The 20,566-nt window shown below is 54.5% G+C and carries 17 protein-coding genes and 2 pseudogenes; 9 read left to right on the top strand and 10 right to left on the bottom strand.

The features are described from left to right. Window positions 1–246 precede the first annotated feature (246 nt). Complete coding sequence (locus ACFEMD_RS06240) at window positions 247–492, top strand: helix-turn-helix transcriptional regulator (protein WP_394740105.1); 246 nt, start codon at window positions 247–249, stop codon at window positions 490–492. 202 nt (window positions 493–694) lie between these two features. Here the strand turns inward: ACFEMD_RS06240 and ACFEMD_RS06235 are convergent, their stop codons facing one another. Continuing rightward, window positions 695–847, bottom strand: a complete 153-nt coding sequence (locus tag ACFEMD_RS06235) for a hypothetical protein (RefSeq protein WP_394740104.1) — start codon at window positions 845–847, stop codon at window positions 695–697. Between the two features lie 1,151 nt (window positions 848–1,998). On the opposite strand from ACFEMD_RS06235, the gene ACFEMD_RS06230 reads away from it, so the two are divergent. Together ACFEMD_RS06230 and ACFEMD_RS06225 are read left to right on the top strand one after the other, a co-directional pair. Continuing rightward, on the top strand, window positions 1,999–3,219 hold the full coding sequence (locus ACFEMD_RS06230) for a Cdc6/Cdc18 family protein (RefSeq protein WP_394740102.1): 1,221 nt from the start codon (window positions 1,999–2,001) through the stop codon (window positions 3,217–3,219). Window positions 3,220–3,847: 628 nt separating this feature from the next. Further along, entirely contained in the window at window positions 3,848–4,138 is a 291-nt protein-coding gene (locus ACFEMD_RS06225) for a hypothetical protein (protein WP_394740101.1), read from the top strand. A 454-nt stretch (window positions 4,139–4,592) separates the two neighbouring features. Here the strand turns inward: ACFEMD_RS06225 and ACFEMD_RS06220 are convergent, their stop codons facing one another. The 3 genes from ACFEMD_RS06220 to ACFEMD_RS06210 all read right to left on the bottom strand — a co-directional run bounded on the left by ACFEMD_RS06220 (window position 4,593) and on the right by ACFEMD_RS06210 (window position 6,405). Continuing rightward, window positions 4,593–4,745, bottom strand: a complete 153-nt coding sequence (locus tag ACFEMD_RS06220) for a hypothetical protein (protein ID WP_394740100.1) — start codon at window positions 4,743–4,745, stop codon at window positions 4,593–4,595. Window positions 4,746–4,939: 194 nt separating this feature from the next. After that, the gene (locus tag ACFEMD_RS06215; protein WP_394740099.1) at window positions 4,940–6,145 is read right to left on the bottom strand and encodes an O-antigen ligase family protein; all 1,206 of its coding nucleotides are present in this window, start codon (window positions 6,143–6,145) and stop codon (window positions 4,940–4,942) included. A gap of 176 nt (window positions 6,146–6,321) precedes the next feature. Then, window positions 6,322–6,405, bottom strand: a complete 84-nt coding sequence (locus ACFEMD_RS06210) for a PGF-CTERM sorting domain-containing protein (RefSeq protein WP_394740502.1) — start codon at window positions 6,403–6,405, stop codon at window positions 6,322–6,324. A 1,151-nt stretch (window positions 6,406–7,556) separates the two neighbouring features. Here ACFEMD_RS06210 and ACFEMD_RS06205 point away from each other — a divergent pair. The 6 genes and pseudogenes from ACFEMD_RS06205 to ACFEMD_RS06180 all read left to right on the top strand — a co-directional run bounded on the left by ACFEMD_RS06205 (window position 7,557) and on the right by ACFEMD_RS06180 (window position 12,289). Further along, window positions 7,557–7,715 (top strand): HVO_A0556 family zinc finger protein, encoded by a 159-nt coding sequence (locus ACFEMD_RS06205; protein ID WP_394740098.1) that lies wholly within the window; start codon window positions 7,557–7,559, stop codon window positions 7,713–7,715. A gap of 138 nt (window positions 7,716–7,853) precedes the next feature. After that, entirely contained in the window at window positions 7,854–8,504 is a 651-nt protein-coding gene (locus ACFEMD_RS06200; protein ID WP_394740097.1) for a hypothetical protein, read from the top strand. An 824-nt stretch (window positions 8,505–9,328) separates the two neighbouring features. Continuing rightward, window positions 9,329–9,721 carry a hypothetical protein gene (locus ACFEMD_RS06195; protein WP_394740096.1) on the top strand — a complete coding sequence of 131 codons (393 nt, stop codon included), beginning with the start codon at window positions 9,329–9,331 and terminating at the stop codon, window positions 9,719–9,721. Then, complete coding sequence (locus tag ACFEMD_RS06190; protein WP_394740095.1) at window positions 9,718–10,602, top strand: hypothetical protein; 885 nt, start codon at window positions 9,718–9,720, stop codon at window positions 10,600–10,602. Before ACFEMD_RS06195 ends, ACFEMD_RS06190 begins: the two co-directional genes overlap by 4 nt. Continuing rightward, entirely contained in the window at window positions 10,602–11,339 is a 738-nt protein-coding gene (locus tag ACFEMD_RS06185) for a hypothetical protein (RefSeq protein WP_394740094.1), read from the top strand. The genes ACFEMD_RS06190 and ACFEMD_RS06185 overlap by 1 nt, the downstream gene beginning before the upstream one ends. Before the next feature lie 6 nt (window positions 11,340–11,345). Next, window positions 11,346–12,289, top strand: a pseudogene (locus ACFEMD_RS06180) (hypothetical protein). Window positions 12,290–12,415: 126 nt separating this feature from the next. On the opposite strand, the pseudogene ACFEMD_RS06175 reads toward ACFEMD_RS06180, so the two are convergent. The 6 genes and pseudogenes from ACFEMD_RS06175 to ACFEMD_RS06150 all read right to left on the bottom strand — a co-directional run. After that, a pseudogene (locus ACFEMD_RS06175) lies at window positions 12,416–12,987 on the bottom strand (UDP binding domain-containing protein); the annotation flags it as partial. Window positions 12,988–13,131: 144 nt separating this feature from the next. Continuing rightward, window positions 13,132–14,076 carry a glycosyltransferase family 2 protein gene (locus ACFEMD_RS06170; RefSeq protein ID WP_394740092.1) on the bottom strand — a complete coding sequence of 315 codons (945 nt, stop codon included), beginning with the start codon at window positions 14,074–14,076 and terminating at the stop codon, window positions 13,132–13,134. 62 nt (window positions 14,077–14,138) lie between these two features. After that, on the bottom strand, window positions 14,139–15,323 hold the full coding sequence (locus tag ACFEMD_RS06165) for a polysaccharide pyruvyl transferase family protein (protein ID WP_394740090.1): 1,185 nt from the start codon (window positions 15,321–15,323) through the stop codon (window positions 14,139–14,141). 64 nt (window positions 15,324–15,387) lie between these two features. After that, window positions 15,388–16,854 (bottom strand): flippase, encoded by a 1,467-nt coding sequence (locus ACFEMD_RS06160; protein WP_394740089.1) that lies wholly within the window; start codon window positions 16,852–16,854, stop codon window positions 15,388–15,390. A 126-nt stretch (window positions 16,855–16,980) separates the two neighbouring features. Further along, window positions 16,981–18,702: a hypothetical protein gene (locus tag ACFEMD_RS06155; protein WP_394740088.1), complete on the bottom strand. Its 1,722-nt coding sequence runs from the start codon at window positions 18,700–18,702 to the stop codon at window positions 16,981–16,983. Between the two features lie 71 nt (window positions 18,703–18,773). Then, window positions 18,774–20,504, bottom strand: a complete 1,731-nt coding sequence (locus tag ACFEMD_RS06150; RefSeq protein ID WP_394740087.1) for an asparagine synthase-related protein — start codon at window positions 20,502–20,504, stop codon at window positions 18,774–18,776. Window positions 20,505–20,566: the final 62 nt, after the last annotated feature.

The raw sequence follows: 20,566 nt of genomic DNA, 5'->3' as shown, positions 1-20,566 counted from the left end.
GAACGAGTTCTTCGAAACTCTCCGAGGGGTGCTCTGCGTCCGAAACATCTACTGTAGTAGGTGCTGTATCCGACATTGCTGGTTGCTCCAGCACGGAGGTCGGTGCCTGAAACACCGGCCTCGGATTCGCCGAGGACGTCCGTGCTCGCTACCCGATAGCTCGCCTTCGGTCTTAGTGCTTGTGCATTCTGCATATGCTGAATAGGTGTTCTTATAATTAGTTCTAAGTGCGTACTGATGGGATATATGCCGATGGCTACTCCACAGATCAGCAACCCGATGGACCCGGAGGATCTCAGGCCGGCAGACGAAGCAATTCTCGATCAGTTGCACGACGGCCGAGCGACGAAGGGTGCACTCGTCGACTGGACGGGGTTCTCGAGGAATACCGTGTACAATCGACTCGAAGTGCTCGAGGCAGCCGGCCACGTCAACTGCGTCCATGACGGCACACGGCTGTTCGAATTGGTGACCGATCCTCGAGAGGAGTAAGTTGCAGGACTTTCGCGAATCCGAATTTCAGTCACTCTTGTGGGTGCAACCACCTCGAAAGCCTTGACAGGCTCAAGCCCAAGACGACAGAAGCACTGCAAGGAGTGAGAAGCGCAGCAAGTGACAGTCCTCGAGCACGCCGCCTCTTCAGTCTCACCCCGGGAACGACTAAGAAGGAGATACTGCCGGCTGATCAGTGCTGTTACCACTCGACCGTCTGTTCGAGTCCCTCGCGAAGCGAGACGGTCGGTTCGTAGCCGAGCCCGGATCGAATGGCGGCGATATCGGCCCGGCTGTGGCGAATATCACCGTCTCGTCCGTCGGTATACGTGATTTCGGCGGTCGAATCGGTCACGTCGACGATCGTCTCGGCCAGTTCCTGAATGGTGATAACTTCTCCATCGAAAGCGGCAGACCAACTGTCAGTGCCCGTGGGCTCTGGCTCCCGAAGTATCTCGCCTAATATTAAATAAAGACACGTAGTTCTGCTGGAAGCTACGCGGAAACAACAACTGGGACGCTGACTGTGCTTACCCGATGGGGCCCTCTGGGTCGGGTCCAGGGTAGTTGCTCGAACCTACCCAGGAGACCACTCGAGCGGGGATTGCTCTGCGAGTTCCACTCTCGTATCGCGGACGTCATCGGATCAAGTTCGTTTGTGGACGAGTGACGCTCACTGAGCACCTACGCACTCAAAACTCGAGCGGATGACGATCGGACAGCCAGTTCTGGATACGCTTCAGCGTCGTCATTAGAGTCACACTGGAGGCGGTTGCAACTATTTCTATCCGTCATCTACGTACTCAATCGGTGTCTCTGAGAGGGGAGCAGACGAACTGTACTCCCTGTGGCTCCCGTCGGGCTTACGCGAGGACAGACATCTCCTCTCGAGATCCACACTGCCTGCGAGCGGTATTGCGGTTGCTGAGAACAACTATACTTACCACTGCCCTTTATTGCCCATGTGTATTTCGAATAGTATGAAATCTAGAAACTGTCAGGAGAAGAAGGGCTGACAGATCGATGGACCAGAGTGGTGTGTCACGGAAGACTCTGATACAGGGTCCTGCTCCTCCCGACGTTCTGAGAAGACGAACCGTATTATATAAGCGTGTATTTTTGGTTCTAGCTGGTATCCGCTGCGGGTGCGAGGCTGACCCGGGCGGGGCTTGGACTGGGTGCTCGTGACCTTAACCAACGACGGGTGTTAAGACAGCCGATCGTTGGTTAATCAATCTGAATCGGTCGAGGTTGCTTTCTCGTGGGCGCCCTTGGTTTCGATACGCTGGTCCGTGCATCCAGCGCCACTCCAGCGGGCAGAGACCGCACTGGTGACGTTTCGAGGTCGATCTCCGCTGGGCAGTCGCGAATTCGTGGCACGGCCCGGCTCTTGTCACCGCTTGGACGGCAGGATATTATGGGATACCGTTGTGCTGGTATAGCTATTGAGGGTCTGGGCGATACGTTCATTGTGGCCACACAATTAGTACGAGTAAGTACGATCCGATGAGCAAGTATGACGATCTCTTCGACGAGGTAACAGCCGAGGAGAGTCTCTTTCGGGAGAAAGGCGCGCTCGATCCGCTCGCCGAACCGGACGAGATCCACGCCCGCGACGCCCAGGAGCGCGAGTTGGCGGCGCTGTTGTCCGGTGTCCACGAGGGGTACGTGCCGCCGACGGTGACGGTCTACGGTCCGCCCGGCACCGGCAAGACACTGTCGACGCGACGGGTCTGTCAGGAGTTCGCCAGTCGAAACGAGGAGGTCGCCGTCGAGTACGTCAACCTGAAGGAGTGTCGAACGCTGTTCAGCGCAGCCAACGAGATCCTCGTCGAACTCACCGGCGAGAAGAAGGGCGCCTATGAGGGGTTAGACGGTGTATTCGAGGGCATCTGGACTGCACTGGAGGAGTTCCCCGACTGGACGGTGCTGATTCTGGACGAGATCGATCACGTCCAGCACGACTCGAACTACGAGCCCAGCGACTTCTTCTACCGGCTGCTGCGCGGCGAGGGAAAGCTCAAACGGGGAATCGATCTCTCGGTCTGGCTGGTGAGCAACGAGTTGCTCGAGGTCGACTTGCGGTTGGACAGCCGCATCGAGAGTGTAATGAGCGACGAGGCGGTCTTTTTCCCGCCGTACGGGCCTGAGGAGTTGGCGGCGATTCTCGGACCCCGGCTCGAGCGGGCGTTTCGGGAGGGGGCCGTGCCGGCGGAGGTTCGGGAATACGGTGTGACGGAGGCTGCACGCCGCTGGGGGGACGCCCGGAAGGCGCTGACGCTGTTTCGCCAGGCCGGTGAGACCGCCACCGAGCGCGAACTCGAGCAGCTGACGAAAGCGTGTCTCGAGACGAACCTCGAGACGACCGATCAGGAGGCGACCGTCTCGAAGCTGCTCGATCTACCGGCGAATCACTTCCTGGTGCTGACGGCCGTCACCGGGTGGAATCAAGGCGGAGAGATCAAACAGCCCGTGACGACGGCCGACGTCCACTCGATCCTCGAGGACGACACGTTTCCCGAGGCGCTCCAGCTCGGAGAGCGTGCCGTTCGGGGCGTGCTGACCGACCTCGAGACGATGGGGTTAGTCGAAACCTGGATCGACTCTCGAGGACGGGAGGGCCGGGTCAAACAGATTGAGACAACGTTCGAGCCGCAGTGGGTGCGCGATAATAAGCTGCGCTATGTGGAGGAGTCGACGTATCTGGAGGCGGCTACTAAGGACTAACCGGAATCTGAGCGGTTAACGCGCCCGGCGAGTCGGCCGTTATCAAACCGATGGACCGGTGATCGCAGAGCACTGGGAGACGGGTGTTTGTGGGCACCATGGACGACTACGTCGGGGCATCGACCGCCGCTGATCACAGCCTCGACGCGCTGCGCGACGCCGTGGTGGGGGTAGCTGCGCCCGAGCAGTAGCGGGAGTCCGGTGGCTACTCGAGACGAGTGGTCGTGGCCGCCCGCTTCGGAGATCTCCGAGTTTTTGACTGGTGATACGAGTTGTATCGTTCGACGCCGCTATCTGTAGCTACCGTGACCGTCTAAGGTATGTTGCCGTGGGTGCATGCCGCGGTTGCCTACCTCTGTTATGCCGGCTACGCACGGTGGGCCGAGGAGGCGCCACCAGCGGGGTGGGCGGTGGTGGTCGTCCTCGGTGCGTCGCAGCTCCCGGACCTGATCGACGAGCCGCTGGCATGGCAGTTTGGACTCTTCCCGAGTGGCCGCTCGGTCGCACACTCGGTCTTCGTTGGCGGCCCGCTGTCGGTCGGCGCGCTTGTGCTCGCCCGTCGGTCCGACCGGCCGGCGTCGGCACCGCGTTCGCGATCGGCTATCTCTCGCATCTGGCCACCGACGCGATGCCGACCGCTCCGGGCGTCGGCTGGAGCCTCGAGAGTGTGCTGTGGCCGGTCGCGACGTACGAATCGTCCCCGGACGTGATGGCGACGGACACCGGCGTTATCGAATCCACCGCAGGCATCGTGTTTGGCGCCTATCCGTCGCTGCTCGCGCCATCGGCGTTGATCGGGCTCGGGCTGGTCGTGCTGGCCGGAGTCGTCTGGCTTCGTGACGGCTGTCCGGGCCTCGGTGAGTGCTGGCGCCTGGTTCGCTGGCCGATCGCTGCGCTCCGCGCTGTCGGCACGCGGTAATCGGTGAGTGAGGAGCCAGCCAGCCGCTCTCTGTGAGTGGCTGCTCGAGGGTCCCCTCGATACCGAGGCGCGGTCGCCCAACCCTCGAGGATGACGCGGATGGCATCTCCCACTCGTGCGAGGGCTCACCGCCGAACACTGGCGGGACAGAAACGATCGGACTTGGTTCCTGATTCGGACCGGCACGCTGCCGACCACGACGCGTCTTCGGCGCGGGCGGGTCGCGGATCACGAGGGTGCTCGAGTGGGTCGACGAGGCCAGTTGGGAACAACGAGAGTCCCACGCCTTTCTCGAACTGCTGGACGGCCGTCGCCGTGGTGTCAACGGGTCAAAGCCCCCTTACTCGACGCTGAGGGGCGAACGCTGTGATGACGCCGACAGACCTTCGTCCGGGTGCTATTTGCCAACGGCCACTCGAGAGAAGCACTGAACGATCTGGCCAGTGTGATGTTCTCAGTCGAACCACTCGACGTACTCCTCGCAGGCCTCGCAGGCCGCACGCGTCGCCCAGTCTTCGCCCCGGTCGTGGTCGTCCGGCGGGAGTTTCGTGATTCGGATCTCGAGCGCCCCACACTCGGGACATTGGGAGGGAATCGACTGAGTCATCTACCATGCAGTTGCTTGCAATCAAAATAACAATACTCCAATATCTCGCCACTTTCTCTCACTAACCTAGAGTTTACTACACATACATGTTACAGCTCTCTGTGAGCAAATAAGCATGACTCACGAGGGGTGCTAGCGTACCTCCCGTGGCGACGCTGTCGCAGTCGGTTACCGAAAGGGTGCACTCGCGGTCGCTAAGCCCCGTCGGGCAAGTACAGCAACAGGCCCAGAAACAGCCCCAACAGGACCGAGGAGACGCTGAGTCCGCCCAGGAAGTGGGATTCGAACACCATATAGAGAAGGATGCTGACGGCCGTCCCGACGACGAACCCGGTCCAGGGGGTCCACCGGGTGCGAATCCCCTTGCCGAGCGCGTAGACCAGTGCGCCGAGATAGAGCCCGCCGGCGATGAGCCCGACGTTGAGTAGCGGATAGATGTAGGAGTTGTGTGGCCCCCTAGACTCGCCGATCTCTTCGGCGGTGTCGGCGAAGCCGATGCCGAGCAGGGGGTCCTGCGCGAGGCGCTCGAGCGAGGCCACCCAGCGGTCGACACGGTTTCCACTTCCTAAGAGTGTGGTTTCCATCACCTCGCCGACGTGGCCGAGCCGAATCGCGAGATAGACGCCGAGGACCGCGAGCCCAATCCCGAGAAAACCGAACCGCCGATCGAACCCCGAGAGGACGAGGACGAGCCCGGCGGTAAAGCCGACGAAGGCGGCGTCGCCCTCCGCCGAGAGAAAGCCCAGCAGACAGATCGCGAGCGCGCCGAGCCACACCGCGCCCCGGCGGCTGAGGTAGGTGTACAGCGCCGCGAGGCTGCCGACCATCATGGCGAACCCGTGGGTGTTCGTGCTGTGGAAGATCGACCCCGTCGACACGCCCTCGATCCCCATCACCGAGCCGCCGACCCGTTCGTACAGCTCTTCCGAGGTCTGGAGTTCCTGCCAAAGCATCACGAAGCCGATCACCGCGAGGGCGACCGCGACGAGTGTCAGCGCCATCGTAAACGCCTGGCGCCGGCCGTCGATCAACGCCGGGAGCACGACGACCGTCGCACCCACCGCCAGCGGCGTGACGACGATATACTCGAGGAGCTCCGTGTGTGGAGCGTAGTAGAAGTGGGCCACTAGCCCGAGCCAGTACCCCCCCAGCAGGACGACAAACGGGGCGTCGATACGAAGGCTGAGGTCCGTATCGAGCACCGTGGCTGCCAGGACGCCGTAGACGGAGACGAGCGCGAGCGTGCCGGCCGTGAGAACGTAGCCGAGCTCGCGGGGCAGAAAGATCGTCGTGACGGTGAGGCTGCTGACGATGGCGAGGACGGCAAGGAGTGGCCAGGAGAGCGGTCCCGACGGCGTCGCCGAACTCTCTCCCCAGAAGAGCCGTTGCAGATTCGTCATTGAACGATCGTGTTGGCAGAGTATCTCTCTTTCGAGATATAAATCCAGAGGCAGGCTCTCTCCTGCAGAGAGAGAGGAACGCACCGTCCGCAGCGCCGTTGCATCTCTCGTCGACCGCCTGACTCAGGCGGACAGTGCCTGGTGTGCGTGGCAGCTCGAGGTCGCAAACCGGACGGTTACCAGCGGGGATAGCGTCGGTGAGCCAGCACGACGAGAGCGAGCAGTGCCCCGAGGGCGGCGACAGCGCCGAAACCGGGCACCGTCTCGTCGCTCTCACTCTCGGGTGTCGCCTCGATAGCGTCCCGGTGACCGTCTCCGCGTCGGTTTCGACCCCCCACTCGCGTTCGCCGGCAGTGCTGGTATCGAGCGCGTCGCTGCGGTGTGCGGTCTCGCCGACTCGTTGGCCGTGTTGTGGACGGCGTCGTCCGGCCTGGGGATCGTCGCCTGGACACACTCGAGTGTCGTCCCGGCCGTGTGGTTGTGCAGATCCATCGCCACCTCGAGAACCCGTCGGCGTCGAGACCGCCGTCGACACCGACGACCAGGCGATCGCCCGTGTGATCCGATCCCGGTCGGTGATGAGGTCGCTGAGATCGTCGTGAGGGCGTTGCGCTCGATATCTCCGGGGCGACCCACGTGTTTATCGCCGGGGTTACGCTCGGCCAGCGTGAGGGGTGCTGTGTCGGAGAGGGCCGCTGTGTCCACGGAGGTTACCGCGAGCCTGTAGTCGCCAGTCCGTCCGCCACCACGGTTGGCCACAAAGTCACAAAAGCTATTGTTTCCCGACCCGCCGTCCTCGGCTAAGCTGGCGGTCCACAGCTGTCGGCCGACGGCGGGTCTCCAAGGTATGTCATAGATCACCGTCCCTGGCGTCTGAGCCCGTTGTCCGAGCGGCACCACGTGGATCGCTGTTCGCTATCGCTGAGCCTCGGCGCCTGTGTCTCCGATCGCCGGCTGCCGGTTCGCGGCCTGTTTCGATTCGAGGTGCGTCTTATCCACTAAAGCCCGTCCGTTGTGTCGCCGACAGCGCGTGAAGACTGCCGGCGGTTCGGCCCGACTGGTGCCGCGGAATCGACGCAATGCCGTCGACTGCTCCGGAATTCTGGTTCGGGACCGAGGCACTTCCCACGGACGATACCGCCCGGCAACAGAACCTGCTTGAGCGGGTGGATCTGGGCCGTATCTGCGACACGCTCGGCTGCACAGGTCCCGGAGCCGACATCGCGGTGGTGGGAGTCCGTAGCGACGGTAGGCGGTGGTCATCCGCTCTCGCAGGAGTCGAGCCCGCTCTCCGTGACCCACTCGGTGTCGTTTCGTGCAGTCACGTCGGTCGAGAAGCCACGTCGCACGGTCGCTCTCCAGGTCCCACAGCGGGGTAATGTATTAGTAGCAGCAGGTTACGATTTGTTATATGTTGGATTCACAACCGGGGACCGACCGACTCTTGGAGACGCTTGCGGGCGATTCCTGTGAGTACTGCGAGACGGGGACGCTCGAGCGCGGGACCTACAAGGGGAATCAGGCGGTCATCTGTGCCTCGTGTGGAGTGCCCGGCGTGCAGGTCTGGTAACAGCGGGGCTGATGTCGGGTATCGACCCGCGGCCAGCCGGTATCGGCGTGGGTGGCCGAGCTGGTGGTGGGTGACACGAATCTCGGACGCCGGCTCGGCGACTCAACTGCGGCCAGCAGGCGTTCGACAGCGCTATAGGTGGTGTCTGACGGACGAGTCGCGGGGCTCGCAGTATCCTCTGCTGAGGCCGTCGACGGGTGGCGGCTCGAGGGTCACGGCGACGGCCGGACTGATCGAGCGACGTCCTCGAGCACGAGACCGTCCTCGACCAGTTCGTCGTCGTGGCGGCGGTCGCCGAGTCCGGTCCCGTATCGCGGTCGTCCTCAAGCGGTTGGGGATCGGTCTTCTGGGGAGGTCTACTATGAACACGAACCCGCCCACATCGGCACGCTCGAGAAGGCGGGCTTTGCCGCCGCGATCATAGTCACGGACATTGGCGAGAGGATCGCCGCGGTTCGTAACCGACTCGAGGCCGACGGCAACCTGACAGTCTCGGCCAAGCTGCGGCGCAAAAAGCAAACCACTCGACAACTGTTCATAGGGCTTCGTGGTTCCTCTCGGCTGCGCTTGGGGAGGTTCCCGTCGCACTCGACAGAGACCAAGACCGATGAGTCCGAGTCTGACACCGGCGAGCCCGCGGTCGGGCTGGTGGTCTCGGAGCAGTGCCAGGAACTCGTCCGGGAGTTCTACAGCTACAAGGAGGACCACGTCGGCGGGCCGAACGCCGACGACCACTGCCTCGACGCGCTCCGCGACGCCGTGATGGGGGTGGCCACGCCCGAGCAGTAACGGGAGTCCGGCGGCTGCTCGAGACGGGTGGCCGTGGCCGCCCACCTCGGAGGCCTCCGAGTGTTTGGAATCGCTCTCCGCGAGCGCTGCGGTCAGCGAAAGCAGAAGATCGCGACCGTGAGCCCGACGACGAACGCGATCCACGGCGCCCACTGGGTTATGAGTAGCTAAGATGCCGCTTCAACCAAAATAAACCAAACAAAGCGGTAGATGGTTAAGAAGTCAAATTAAGCGGATGTGTTGTTGTGACTGGTTACTCTTCCCGCGGGTCATCAACAAATTCGTATAGTCCTCCCTTGTTTAATCGCCGAATCCAGCCTGCATTAGTAAGATTTCGAAGAGCGTACTCTACTTGTCCCTTTACGAGATCCGTTTGTTCACGGAAAAACTGTGGATTTGCGCGACCCCATGGTTCTTCGGTTTCTCTACCTTCCTTGAACAGTTTGAGGATAGTTTCCTCCCGTTCATTCGGCTCGTAGTTCCGATTGACCATTAGTAGCATTTCGGCCCTCACAGAACATAATACTACACCATATGCTAAACAGTGTATTTAGCATATATCCTAGTGTTTTGCTTAGCAAAGTACTAAGTAGGAGACCGGAGTAGAGACATATGAGAAGCGCGATGGCTACAGAAACTCTGTGGCCCGGTGCTTGGAACACCGGACCGCGCTTCTCAGGGTCCGAGAAGCATGTCAACTACGAATCCAACCCTTGAAAAACGTACTGCTGACGAACCGTGTGAACACGACTGGTGTGCCGGCCCAGCCGGCGACCAGTTGCCCTGCTTTGCGTGTTTCAGCGCCCGCAGCATGGCGGAGGAAGATGGCTGCTGACGACCGCGGTCGGCCCTGTGCTGCGCATCACGAGGAGCCGATCGTCACCGCAACGCCGGCGCAGGTCCTCCACGGTCACCCGGTCGGTCCGAAACCCGACGCGGCCGTCTGCATCGGCTGTGGATCGCCGCTCCGCGAGACCGACGTCGTGTTCGCGTACGCGTACCGCTGTGCCGACGCTGCGCAGTGGGACATCCCGAGGCTGTTCTGCCACGGCTGTGCGCCCGGCCGGATCCGGTCGCCGACGCTCGGCACGACCGAAGTACTGGTCGGCGGTCGTCTCGGTTCGATCGCGCTTCCCACACCGCGCAGCCCACAACTATGCCTGACCGAACTCGCGCTGCGGGCGTTCAGCCCACCGACGGAGGGCTGTGCGCCATGAGCCGTGAACCACCGCTTGAGGAGTGTACAGATGTCTACGTCCGCCTCGAGTGCGACCTACTGGTCGTTCGAGACTCGATCCTCACGTATCGTCATCACACCTCGAACACGAACTACGAGGCCGACGATCCACAGAACCAGATCGGCGGTATCATCCCCGCGTTTTCGCTGTCGGGTTGGCTCCGCCACGGAATGGAACGCGTCGTCCAGGACTGGGGTGAAACGGCCTGCCACCCAGGCGAGGCGAACGCGAACTTTCGGAAGGAGGACGTCTACGAGCGCGACCTCGACGACGGCTACCATCCAAAGGGCAACTGCCTTGAAGAGACCGACGACGGCTGTGTGGTCTTCGATCTCTTCGGTGGCTTCGAAGGTGTTCCAGGGAAGCTGATGCGTCGGCCGATCCAGTTCAACCCGGTCCGATCTAGCGTCGACTACACGCGCGGCCAGGCCGAGGGCCACTACCGACGACTGAATCGAAACGTCGTTTCGCGGAACGCTGCCGATAACCGCGAACCCCTACGCAACGTTGAACTAGATGCAGTCGCCAACCTGGATGGCTGTTGGCACCTCTCCTTCCGTGAGATGAAACCGGCGTTTCTCGGGTCGCTGTGTGAAGCCGTCGAGTTCCTCAATGAAAATCGGACGGACTTCATGCACCAGCTCGGCGGGGCGCGGAACTTTGGGGCTGGTATCGTCGACTGCGAGCTGCTCAATCCACTCTACGACGAAACAGAACTGAATCGCATCTTCGACCGCGCAAAGGGCGAAACAGCAGAAATGAACCGGAAGGACGACCGATGGGCCGACGACTACCGGCCGACCGTCGTTGATGCGTTCCATGAGCGGGTCAACGCTCGATCGAGTAAAGAGATAGAATAATGCTAGAAATTTACCGTCACGATGCGCATAAGTTGACCGGACAGCCCCACGCACATGCCGACGAGACATTCGCGGGGGTACCGGTCAATCAGTCGGTCCCACACGGAGCGGACGGCGATGCGGCGCGGATGAGTCGGCCGTCCGGCACGCCGGAGCCGACAGTGGCAAACCACATGTCGCCCCACAGACTCTCGTTGCTCACGGGTGAGTCGGTAGTGGCCTCGAACGAGGTCTCGGATCGTGACATTACCCGTGCTGTGCGCGAGTTGCTGACGGAAACGGATCCGAAAACGATGCACACCGCCTGGCTGGCGAGTGACGTCGCGGCGTTGTTCAACGAGTCGATGTACTACCCGTACACCTCGCTCAAGTACCATACGTTGCTGGTGGCGGCACTGGTAGACAACTACCGGGGCGGACACGAGTTCGGTGAGCTTCGGCTCATAGTTGACCAACCTGACGAGATCGTTCCTCATCGGACGATCTTCAGAATCGAGCAGTTTGCGCTCCGTCTCGACACTGATCCCGGCTCGCAGCCAGCTGCTCACCTGGGTGCACGGCCGTGGCGATCCTGGGCGAAAACGTGGACTTCCCTCCCGTCACATCTGTTCACGATCTCCGACGACAGGTACAGTATGGTATTAGACGCAAACTTGCGTCGAATCCGTGAATGGTCGACGGCACTCCAGTATCTCGAGGATTTCACAGCTTGGCGCCGACAGCGCACAAAGGGGTAGAATCGTATGAAGATTCAACAGGTCCACTGGCTGCTGGAGATGGACTATATCGGGCACCCGTACTACGTTTCGGGGAACGCCATGAGACACGCCCTGGGTCAGCAGCTCCCGCACGAGGTTCATCAACATCTCCATGCGAGCCACGGTATCTTCGTACCGGGCCAGTTCGGAACGTTTCCCGACTGGCACTCGCAGTCGGGCAGTCGGCCGCATCTGGGAAGCAACTTGCCCCCGTCGAGCGCTACGCCGATCTGTTCCTGTTACGGCGGATGGCACAGCCGTGGCTGCTCGACTCTCGGCCACGAGATGTGCTGAACACGCACGATATTCGCGTTCAGGGCGGGCATCCGGCGCTGGCTCACAAACTGATTCAAGGAAAGCCCAACGAGGCTCGGAAGCATTATCAGACCACGACGTGGTATCTCACTGGGTATCTCCACGCTGACCAGGCTGATATCCTTCCGCTCAGTGAGAGCGTCTTGGATAGACTCCAGTTCGGCGGAAAGCGGAACTACGGCTACGGCGTCACCCGACTGAAGGACACACAGATCGTCGATTTGGAGAGGCTGGACTACTCTCGATTGGAAGAGAGCACGACGTTCGCTCTCGAACTCGTGGCACCGTTCGTACTGAAATCCGAGTATCCGAGGGCCACCGACCAGGAGGTACCGTGGTGGTGGACGGAAGAGCGTGGTGTCCTTCGGGAGCGTGAGGAAAAACTAGTAGAACAACGAGAGGAGTACCGATTACAGACGATTGACCACGGCCAAGTAGTGACGTACGAGGGAGACGAACCGGTAACGACGGCGAAAAAGGGTGTCTTTCGAGTTGGTAACCACTCGAAGTGTGGATTCGGTGAACTGCGCGTAATACCGCTTGACTCCCATACCGCAGAGTATCGGCGATCGAGAATCGAATCGAGAGCCACCACGGATCGGAAACACCCGTAGCGATAATAAAGAAATAGAGTTCGCACTACGAACGGTTGTGGTTTGAATGAGAGGCCGAGAACCGCGACCCGAATTCACAATTTTGAGTGAGTCCATAATACGGCTGGCCTACGAAAGACGCCTATGCTACCACGTCAGACCATCGTAGATGATGCCGTCACGCCGCTCGATACATCGTCGGCCATCGATCACGACCGGAGTTGCCATTTCGTCGAACTCGTCATCGAGTTCGCTGAATTCGTCCCAATCGGTGACGACGAGTGCTCCGTCAGCGTCGCGAAGGGCGTCCGCTGCCGACTCCGCGTAGCTGATGTTGGGGAACTTCTCGGCCATTTCGTCGGCAGCGACGGGATCGTAGGCGACGATTTCGGCACCGCGTTCCTGGAGCTTCTCGGTGACAGGAATCGCCGCGAATTTCGGATATCGTCAGTTTCAGGCTTGAATGACAGTCCGAGAACCGAGATGCGCGCGCCCTCGAGATCGACGTGATTCGTGAGCAACTCGAGCAACCGTCCGGGCTGCTGGTCGTTGATTTCAACAGTAGCCTCGAGGAGTGCGGGATCGTATCCTGCCTCGCGTGCGGCCGCGATGATCGCGTTGACGTCTTTCGGGAAACAGGAGCCGCCCCAGCCAACGCCGCTGCGGAGGAACTGTTCGGAGATTCGATCGTCTAATCCGACTGCTTCCATTACTTCGTACATCCAGCAATGTTTTGTATATATGGTTTACTCATACAACTAACTCTAAGCCTATACAGCCTCTATAATCCATAAAGATATTTATTTTGTGATATGCAATATAAATTAGACTATAAATTAATAAGGAGGCTCGGGCAATTATCCTTAATTAATGGTTTTTTTCAGATTGTTTTTGTACTTTCTCCAATCGGCTATTTTTTTGATGGTTCTTTTACATTCTATCAATGAGTGAAATAAATAGGGATGGATAGTTGCTATAAGATGAAGGTAGGAGAACCATTTCGTATAATCATAATAAATGGATTTACTATAGTATTTTCTAGCTGTTCTAAGGTTTCCGCCAAGAGCTTGATATTGTGCATCTATGTAATATAACCGTGATTTTGCTTTAGATGATAAATCCTTTCCGTGCTTTTCAAATAATTTCTTACGTCCATTTGTGATGTCGTTAGGCTTGTCGCTTAATCTATCATCATTATCCTTGTAACGAATTGTGAGGTTTTCATCAATACCTTTGAATTTAAACCCATCCTTTAGAACCCTGAGCAAAAGATCATAATCTTCAAATACGTTCATTGACTCATCAATGTAATTATCGCTGCTGAACACAGAACGCCGAAATGTAAGATTGGAAAATCCTCCTATAGAGTTTCTTTTAAGTATGTCAGAGTATTTTATATATTCTTTATCTATTGGTTGTGTATACTCCATATCTCCTTGAACTCTTATTTCTCTACCAGTAAAAGCACCTACGCAATTTTGACTTTCCTGCTCTAATTCTTCAACCACTGCTTCAATGTGATTTTCTTTAATCTCATCATCTGAGTCTAAGAATGATACATATGGCGATTTGGATAATTTAATGCCAATATTTCTAGCTTCACTTGCTGATTTTCTCATTTCTATTCTATGATAAATTATCCTATCATCAGAAAATTCACTCATAATTGTTTCAGTGTTATCTGAAGAACCTGTGTCTACAATAATCAAATTGAAATCCTTGAATGACTGGTTAAGAACACTTGATATTGCTCGGGATAATACGTCCCCTCTATTATATGTTGGTATTATAACACTTACCTTTGGCATATAAGATAGCTACACCCAATATAAGATAAATCCTTTCGATTTAGAAAGAGAGGTAGAATACATTAATTTTGCCATCTCGAATTTTTTATATAATAATATAAATCAATTAGTGGTAGGAATATAATAATTGATAGGAGTTTTAAAGGTTTCCAGCTATTATTATTTTTCGATCTTGAGTGTTTAACAAGATCTCTAGCAGATTCTTTAATCTTTTTAGTGTTCTTTTTATCGTGGGAAGAAGCCGGCTCAGCTGGCGCTATAGCCATAGCTTTTCCTACATCAATATTATCGCACCAAATTACTTCTTGCCCTAATTCTTTGAGTAAAGCTTTGCTTTTTTGAGCATAAGCAAATCCGAAGAAAGGAGTTTCTGTGTTACATGCATAAATCAAACTATGTAGCCGAACTCCAACTACATAATCTGCTTTTTCTATTATTTTATAGGCATCCGAATAATCAACTCTTCTTTTTATAATTGTTGCGTCTGTTTGCATCTGCTTTGCGATAGTCTCTGCAACCTGACTATCTGGAGGTGATTGTGTCTCATGGAAAGGAATGAAAATAGGATGTAATGACGTACTATTTGACAATTCATCGATGAATTTAGCAAAAGATCGTGTATCAAACTCTCTATCTGAAGGAGATCGAACTGCTATCACACAATAATTTCCATGTGGTATCCATTTAAAATCCTCCGAAAGCGGTTCAGATACTGATAACGAAAAAACAGGATCTGGTTTAACAGTAATTGGCGCCTGAACACCAAGCGACTGTAAATTGGATTTCGTAATATCGTCTCTGACAGTTACTGAAGTCGTACTCTCAAGTAATGGCTTTAGTACAAATTCATTCCGCCAATTTTGAGATACAGCAGCACCGCCGACCCCTATAAACCGAACTTTTGTACCTAAGGACCGTGCAACTATTGTGAGTATACTGTGTTGATATAATGATGAATCACGAATTAATTCGCCTCCTCCAATCCATAATTCATCTGCCTTTTTTAATTCTTTCCAATAGTCAGTTGCTGATACTACTGAATATAGTAAGTACGGATTAATCGAATGAAAGCTTTTCCTTTTAATAGTCTTGTCAATTCGGGGATGAGTATTTATAGTTGATACCGGATCTGATGTTGCAACTGTAATTGTATCGTCCTTCCAAAGTTGATCTAATAAAGATTGTAAGATAGCTTCGTCACCAACATTCGAGTATCCATAGTAACCGTCTAAAAATATCCTAGTCATAATCACAGATTTGTTCTTGCGTATTTAAAGTTAGTGATTTGTCTTTCGTACAGTATGAGCCAATCTACCGTACTAATGTTGATACTGTTTCGCGAACGTCAAGCAATCCAGTACTTAATACAAGAATAGCCCAAACCGAGATTCCAATCCCAACGACCATAAACAATGTTATAAATCCCGAAATGAGATCAGACAAAGCATAGACTATTAACGACATAGCCAATGTTATCAAACACACATGTATTATTTGTTTTATTAGCCAATTTATTTGGAGGTCAAGCTCAAGTGCCATTATGTAAACATTAGCAAATGTGTAGATAGAGTAAGTGACCACTGTTGCAATTGCAGCTCCAATAACCCCTATTGTCGGTATCAGAACTATATTGAGACCTACGTTTAGAGTAGCCGTTATCCCCCTGGCTATTGCACGTGCCCGTGCTCTCCCAAGGAAGTCAAGACCATTACCAGTTACTTTTACAATCGATACTAATACAGCATAAATAGCAAGTATTTGTAATACTGGTGTAGCACCAATATATTCTTCTCCGAACACCAGTATGACAAATGGTTCGGATATTAATATGAGGCCAGCTGATGCTGGAATGTACAGTGATAATCCATGAGAGAGTGCTTTTTCGTAAATCCGTGCAGCAGTGTCTTCATTTCCTTTTGCTTTTTGAGCCTCAAACGTTGGTGAAAGAGTGAAACCTAGTGCTGACATTGGAGCCTCGACAAAACCAATCACACGCTTACTAACTGTATAGAAGGCAACGGCAGTAGGATTAAGGAAAAACCCAATCAAAAGAACATCTATGTGATTATCTAGAACTTTTGCAGTGCTTGTCGCCGTAATTGGCACCGAATATTCTATTATTCTTCGTCTAATTCCTTTTTCTCTTTGAGTTTGTTCTTTTCCACGGTAATATTGATTATACGTATATATAAGGCCAATTATACCGCCTATCGCATAAGCCAGGATATAACCAACGAATGCTCCAAGTGCGCCAAAACCTAAAAGCACAAATCCTATTGCAAGTATTGGACGTATCGCACCCCGTATTCCTGTTAAGACCGCACTTGCTTTAATAGCTTCAAATCCTTGTAATATATCTTGTGTGAATGAAATTGATGTTGAGAATATTATATAAAATACACCAATTAATAGAAATGGAATGAGATCTGGCTCTCCAATTAATGCTGCAAGATGAGAATGTAGCAGCAAAAATACTATACAAACTACTAATAATATAATGAGATTAAGCAAAAAAGAAAACCGGAGAATATGAGGTATTTGGCCAGAATTTGTTTCTTTATAATTTGCAACATATCGAGAGGCAGAACTTGAAATGCCTAACTGGCTGAATATCTTCACAACCCCAATCACGGACAGGGCAAGGAACATTAGCCCATATCCTTCTGGATCAAGTAATCGAGCTAATGCTACGATCAGTACTGCTCCTGAACTAACATAAATTATTTCGCCTAAAAATTCAGCTCTAAACCGGTGACTAAGTTGCTTTTTCAATTTCATATATATAGATATTTCTTAATAGTTGCTATCTGTGTTCGTAATTACTCCACTATAAACATTTGGAAGTGTATTGGAATATACATAGATGTTTCCTAATAGTTCCAATATTACACATATATTTATAATTTAACTATCCGTCTTATCTTCTTCGAACATAGTAACACGATTATTGTTATATACAGAATGGTAATTGGTTTCTAATTCGATAGCTGGATTCCATGCAAGTTCGTATCTAGCTCCTCCGCTTCCATGATATATATCTACATTATGCCGATAGACAAATGTTGGATGTTCAGATGGTGTGATATTTTTATTAAATAACGGACTATCCGGACCAGTCCCAATTCTATCCATCTCACATGTTCTTTGGTCTAATCCTCTAAACATAAGCATCTCGTGATCAGTATAAATTGGCTCGGTAGAGTACTCACAGATCGTAGTCTTTGCGGCACTTTCGGGTACGTCAGCATAGTATCGAGGTGAATTAGCATAGTCTGGCCCAGCAGCCATTGCGAATACCTGACTTGCGATCAATAGCACAAGAACTAGTCCAATTCCGAACTGATACATTCGTTTTTGATCAAGAATCTGCATCTTCCAAATAGCGATGACTATAATTACCGCAAGTACTGGCTCAATCAATTGTAGCGGTCGTGTCGGATTCATCGAGCCGATCGACACAACGCCGATGAACATCAGCGCTACACCAACTGCTGAGACGGCTAGCAGCGCCAGTATTTGTCCCCGTGTTCTTCGCTCTTCGAACTCAAAGAACAGGTACGTCCATGCAACTCCGGCAACGAGTGCAATCCAGATTCCATGGCCTCGTTCAACGAACAAACTGAGTGATGACGGATACTGGTACAGCGTGCCAATTATTCCAGGAAGCACCTCGTTTGCGGCACTCGGTGCTGGCTGAGAGGGGACTGACTGAACACCGTCGCTCCCGAATTGTGCCAGCAGCCGCTGAATCCGTGCAACGAGGTGATAAAAAGTATTCCCCAGGTAGAGTAGCTGCACCAGTACCACCGTCCCAATGAAGACAAACAGTGAGAACACCTGCTTGACGGGACTTATTCCGGCCACCTCGTTCCAACTGATCCGGTCCGTGAGATACAGAATCCCGAGGACGAGAAGCACGACCGCAAAAATCGCCAGCGGCAGCCGGTGGCTGTAGGCCATCGCGCCGGCAAACGCGGCCAGCAACAGGAACAGCCGCGTATCCGGGTCTCGCAGATGCTTGGCAAGGACATAGATCGCCGCCAGCCAAAAAAACGTCGCAATGACCTGGTTTCGAGACCAGTACGATCGGCGAAGCCCCTCGGTTGTAACGAGCGTCAGCACTGCTGCAACCGACAAGAACCGGTGGTCATGGACACCGATCTCTTTCAGGATCGCAATACCAAAAAGTGGATAGAGGGTGCCAATCAGGAGCGGATAGATGAATAAACTGTAGTAGCCACCAAGGCCGGTGATAATCGTAGACGACGCGAACAACAGGTCCTGGAACGGCGCCCCGGCCGCACTACTGTAGTAGCCACCCAACAGTTCACCCCTCGCCATCAGCGTATCTATCCGCTCCGGATAGAGTTGGGAAGACATCCCGACGGGTGTCGGAACGTGAAGGTTGAAATACAACCGATACGTGATCCCGACGAGAAGCGCACCGCTCAGAACACTCGCAAACGGTGCGCCACGTATTGCTAGCAACAACAGCACCGACATCGAGACAAAAAAGACGGTCATGATCCACGGATAGAACCGCTCAAAGAAATGGCCGGTGAGAAAGATGCCACTAACCGCAAGAAGCGCTACGATAAGCGGCACGCGTTTGTCTTGACAGAGCACCTGTGTAAGGGATGAGTGATACTAGAATTAAGTAATGTCGGTCACAGACAAGCAGGCTGACGTAGCCCCTCTCATCGTTCCGGGACGGTTGCGTCTATCTCCGTGGTCTCATTAAACCCAATGAATCCGTCGGAAGAGAGAAGAGCGATATGAAGGGCTACCCAGTTCGACCGCTTGGAGTTTAAGCGATGAAGGGAGTACTGGTCGAACGTCTCGGGTGAGAGGAGGCCGTATCGTGGATCCTCCTCGTAGGAGTCGTCGTAAAGATAGCCGGACACCCGGAAGTACAGTCGTCGGATGCGTTTCCGCAGTTTCGGCGGTGCCTTCTCGTACACCGATTTCAGCTGATAGTACGATCCCGTTCCACCGCCACCGAATTCGGTTATCGGATCGATATCTTCACCCCTGATTTCGGTATCGAGCCACTCGATATACGACTTGTGGAGGTCTCCAGAAAGGACCAAATTATAATCGACCTCCGTCCAGAACTCCGAATACTCCTTATCAAGGAGCGGCCACCACTTATCCAAGCCAGTAAAGTCGAGTTCGTAGTCGATTGAGAGGAGCTTTGGGACCCGTTCTTGCCATAGCCAGGCTATATACCCATTCAGCGCTTTTGTATTTGGTTCCGTTTCGCTATTCTGATAAATATCTACGGGTATCCTCTCGTGGATATTATTCCTCAGCTCTTTGATCTCCTCTGGGTCGCTGGAAAATATCTCTTTAGAGTGTGTATCCCATCGGTTATAATGACCTTCCCAAATGTCTTGTACGAACTCGTCTCTCGAAATGGTATTTCGCTTGGTGATATATTCCGGAATACGTGCCGAGGCAGGATAGAGATAGTGCCCTCTGATCTGAATCGCATTTTCGTCGATCTCGTTTTCGCTGAGCAGTTTTCGAAGCATTACTATCTCTCCAATGTCAGGCAGGCTCCCCAGATAGCCAACAGCCTCGTGGAACTCGTCCCAGGCGTCGCTCTGGTAGAACTCACGGAAGTTAGCGTGGTCAACGTTGACCGTCACGTGCTCGAACCCGAGATCGTCGGCAATGCTCTTCGCGGCATCGATTTCGTCTTTGGCATAGCCCGCCGTCAGATCGTGGGTGTACGTGATGACGTTTTCGTACCCTAATCGGTATAGGAGCAGGGCAATCATCCGCGAGTCGTAGCCGTTGCTCAGTCCGAGCAGAATCGGTCTCCCGTCTGCGTACTCGATGAGTCGTTCGGTTGCGCTAACTGCATACTCGTCGAGTTCCTTAAGACTGGGCTGTCGGTTCCCATTCCCAAGCTCGAACTTCCAATACCGGCTGCTCGTAACCGGGTCCGTCGCCTCGCTTAGATCGACCTCGACGACCTCTCCGGCTTGAATCTGACTGACTGTTGGACTCAGTGTTCTGTCGGCTGAGACGAAGCCCGTGTGCAGGTATTCGGTCCCGGCGATCGGATCCAGGGCGGGCTCCCCCGTCCGTTCGTGCACCCACTGTGCGTCGTCGCTGATGTACACCTCCTGGTCACCTAGGCCGTAGAACAGGGGCCACGACCGAACGTGGTCGGCAGCGATGAGGACTCGGTCAGCCACCGTCGTGACGAGTACAAAGAAGCCGTTCGACTCGGCTAGAAACGTCTGTAGCGCCGCGCTCGAGTCGATCGCATCGACTCGAGCTGCAAACTCCGACTGTGAGAGGAGCTTCCCATCGTAGTAGACCTGCCCGCGGACATGTGCGGACCCCTTCGACACCCATCGGTCGGCGTGTCGGAAGTTGAGCTCCGTTTCCCGACCCTCGAAGCGAGACGAACTCATACCCATTCTTCTCTTGATTATTCTACTCGCTCTTATAATGATGCCGGAAATCTCACTGTGCG

It is taken from the genome of Natronococcus roseus (assembly GCF_043677095.1).
GTDB lineage: Archaea > Halobacteriota > Halobacteria > Halobacteriales > Natrialbaceae > Natronococcus > Natronococcus roseus.
Note: the sequence above shows the minus strand (reverse complement) of the source record. Positions and strands in the feature narration are given on the sequence as shown.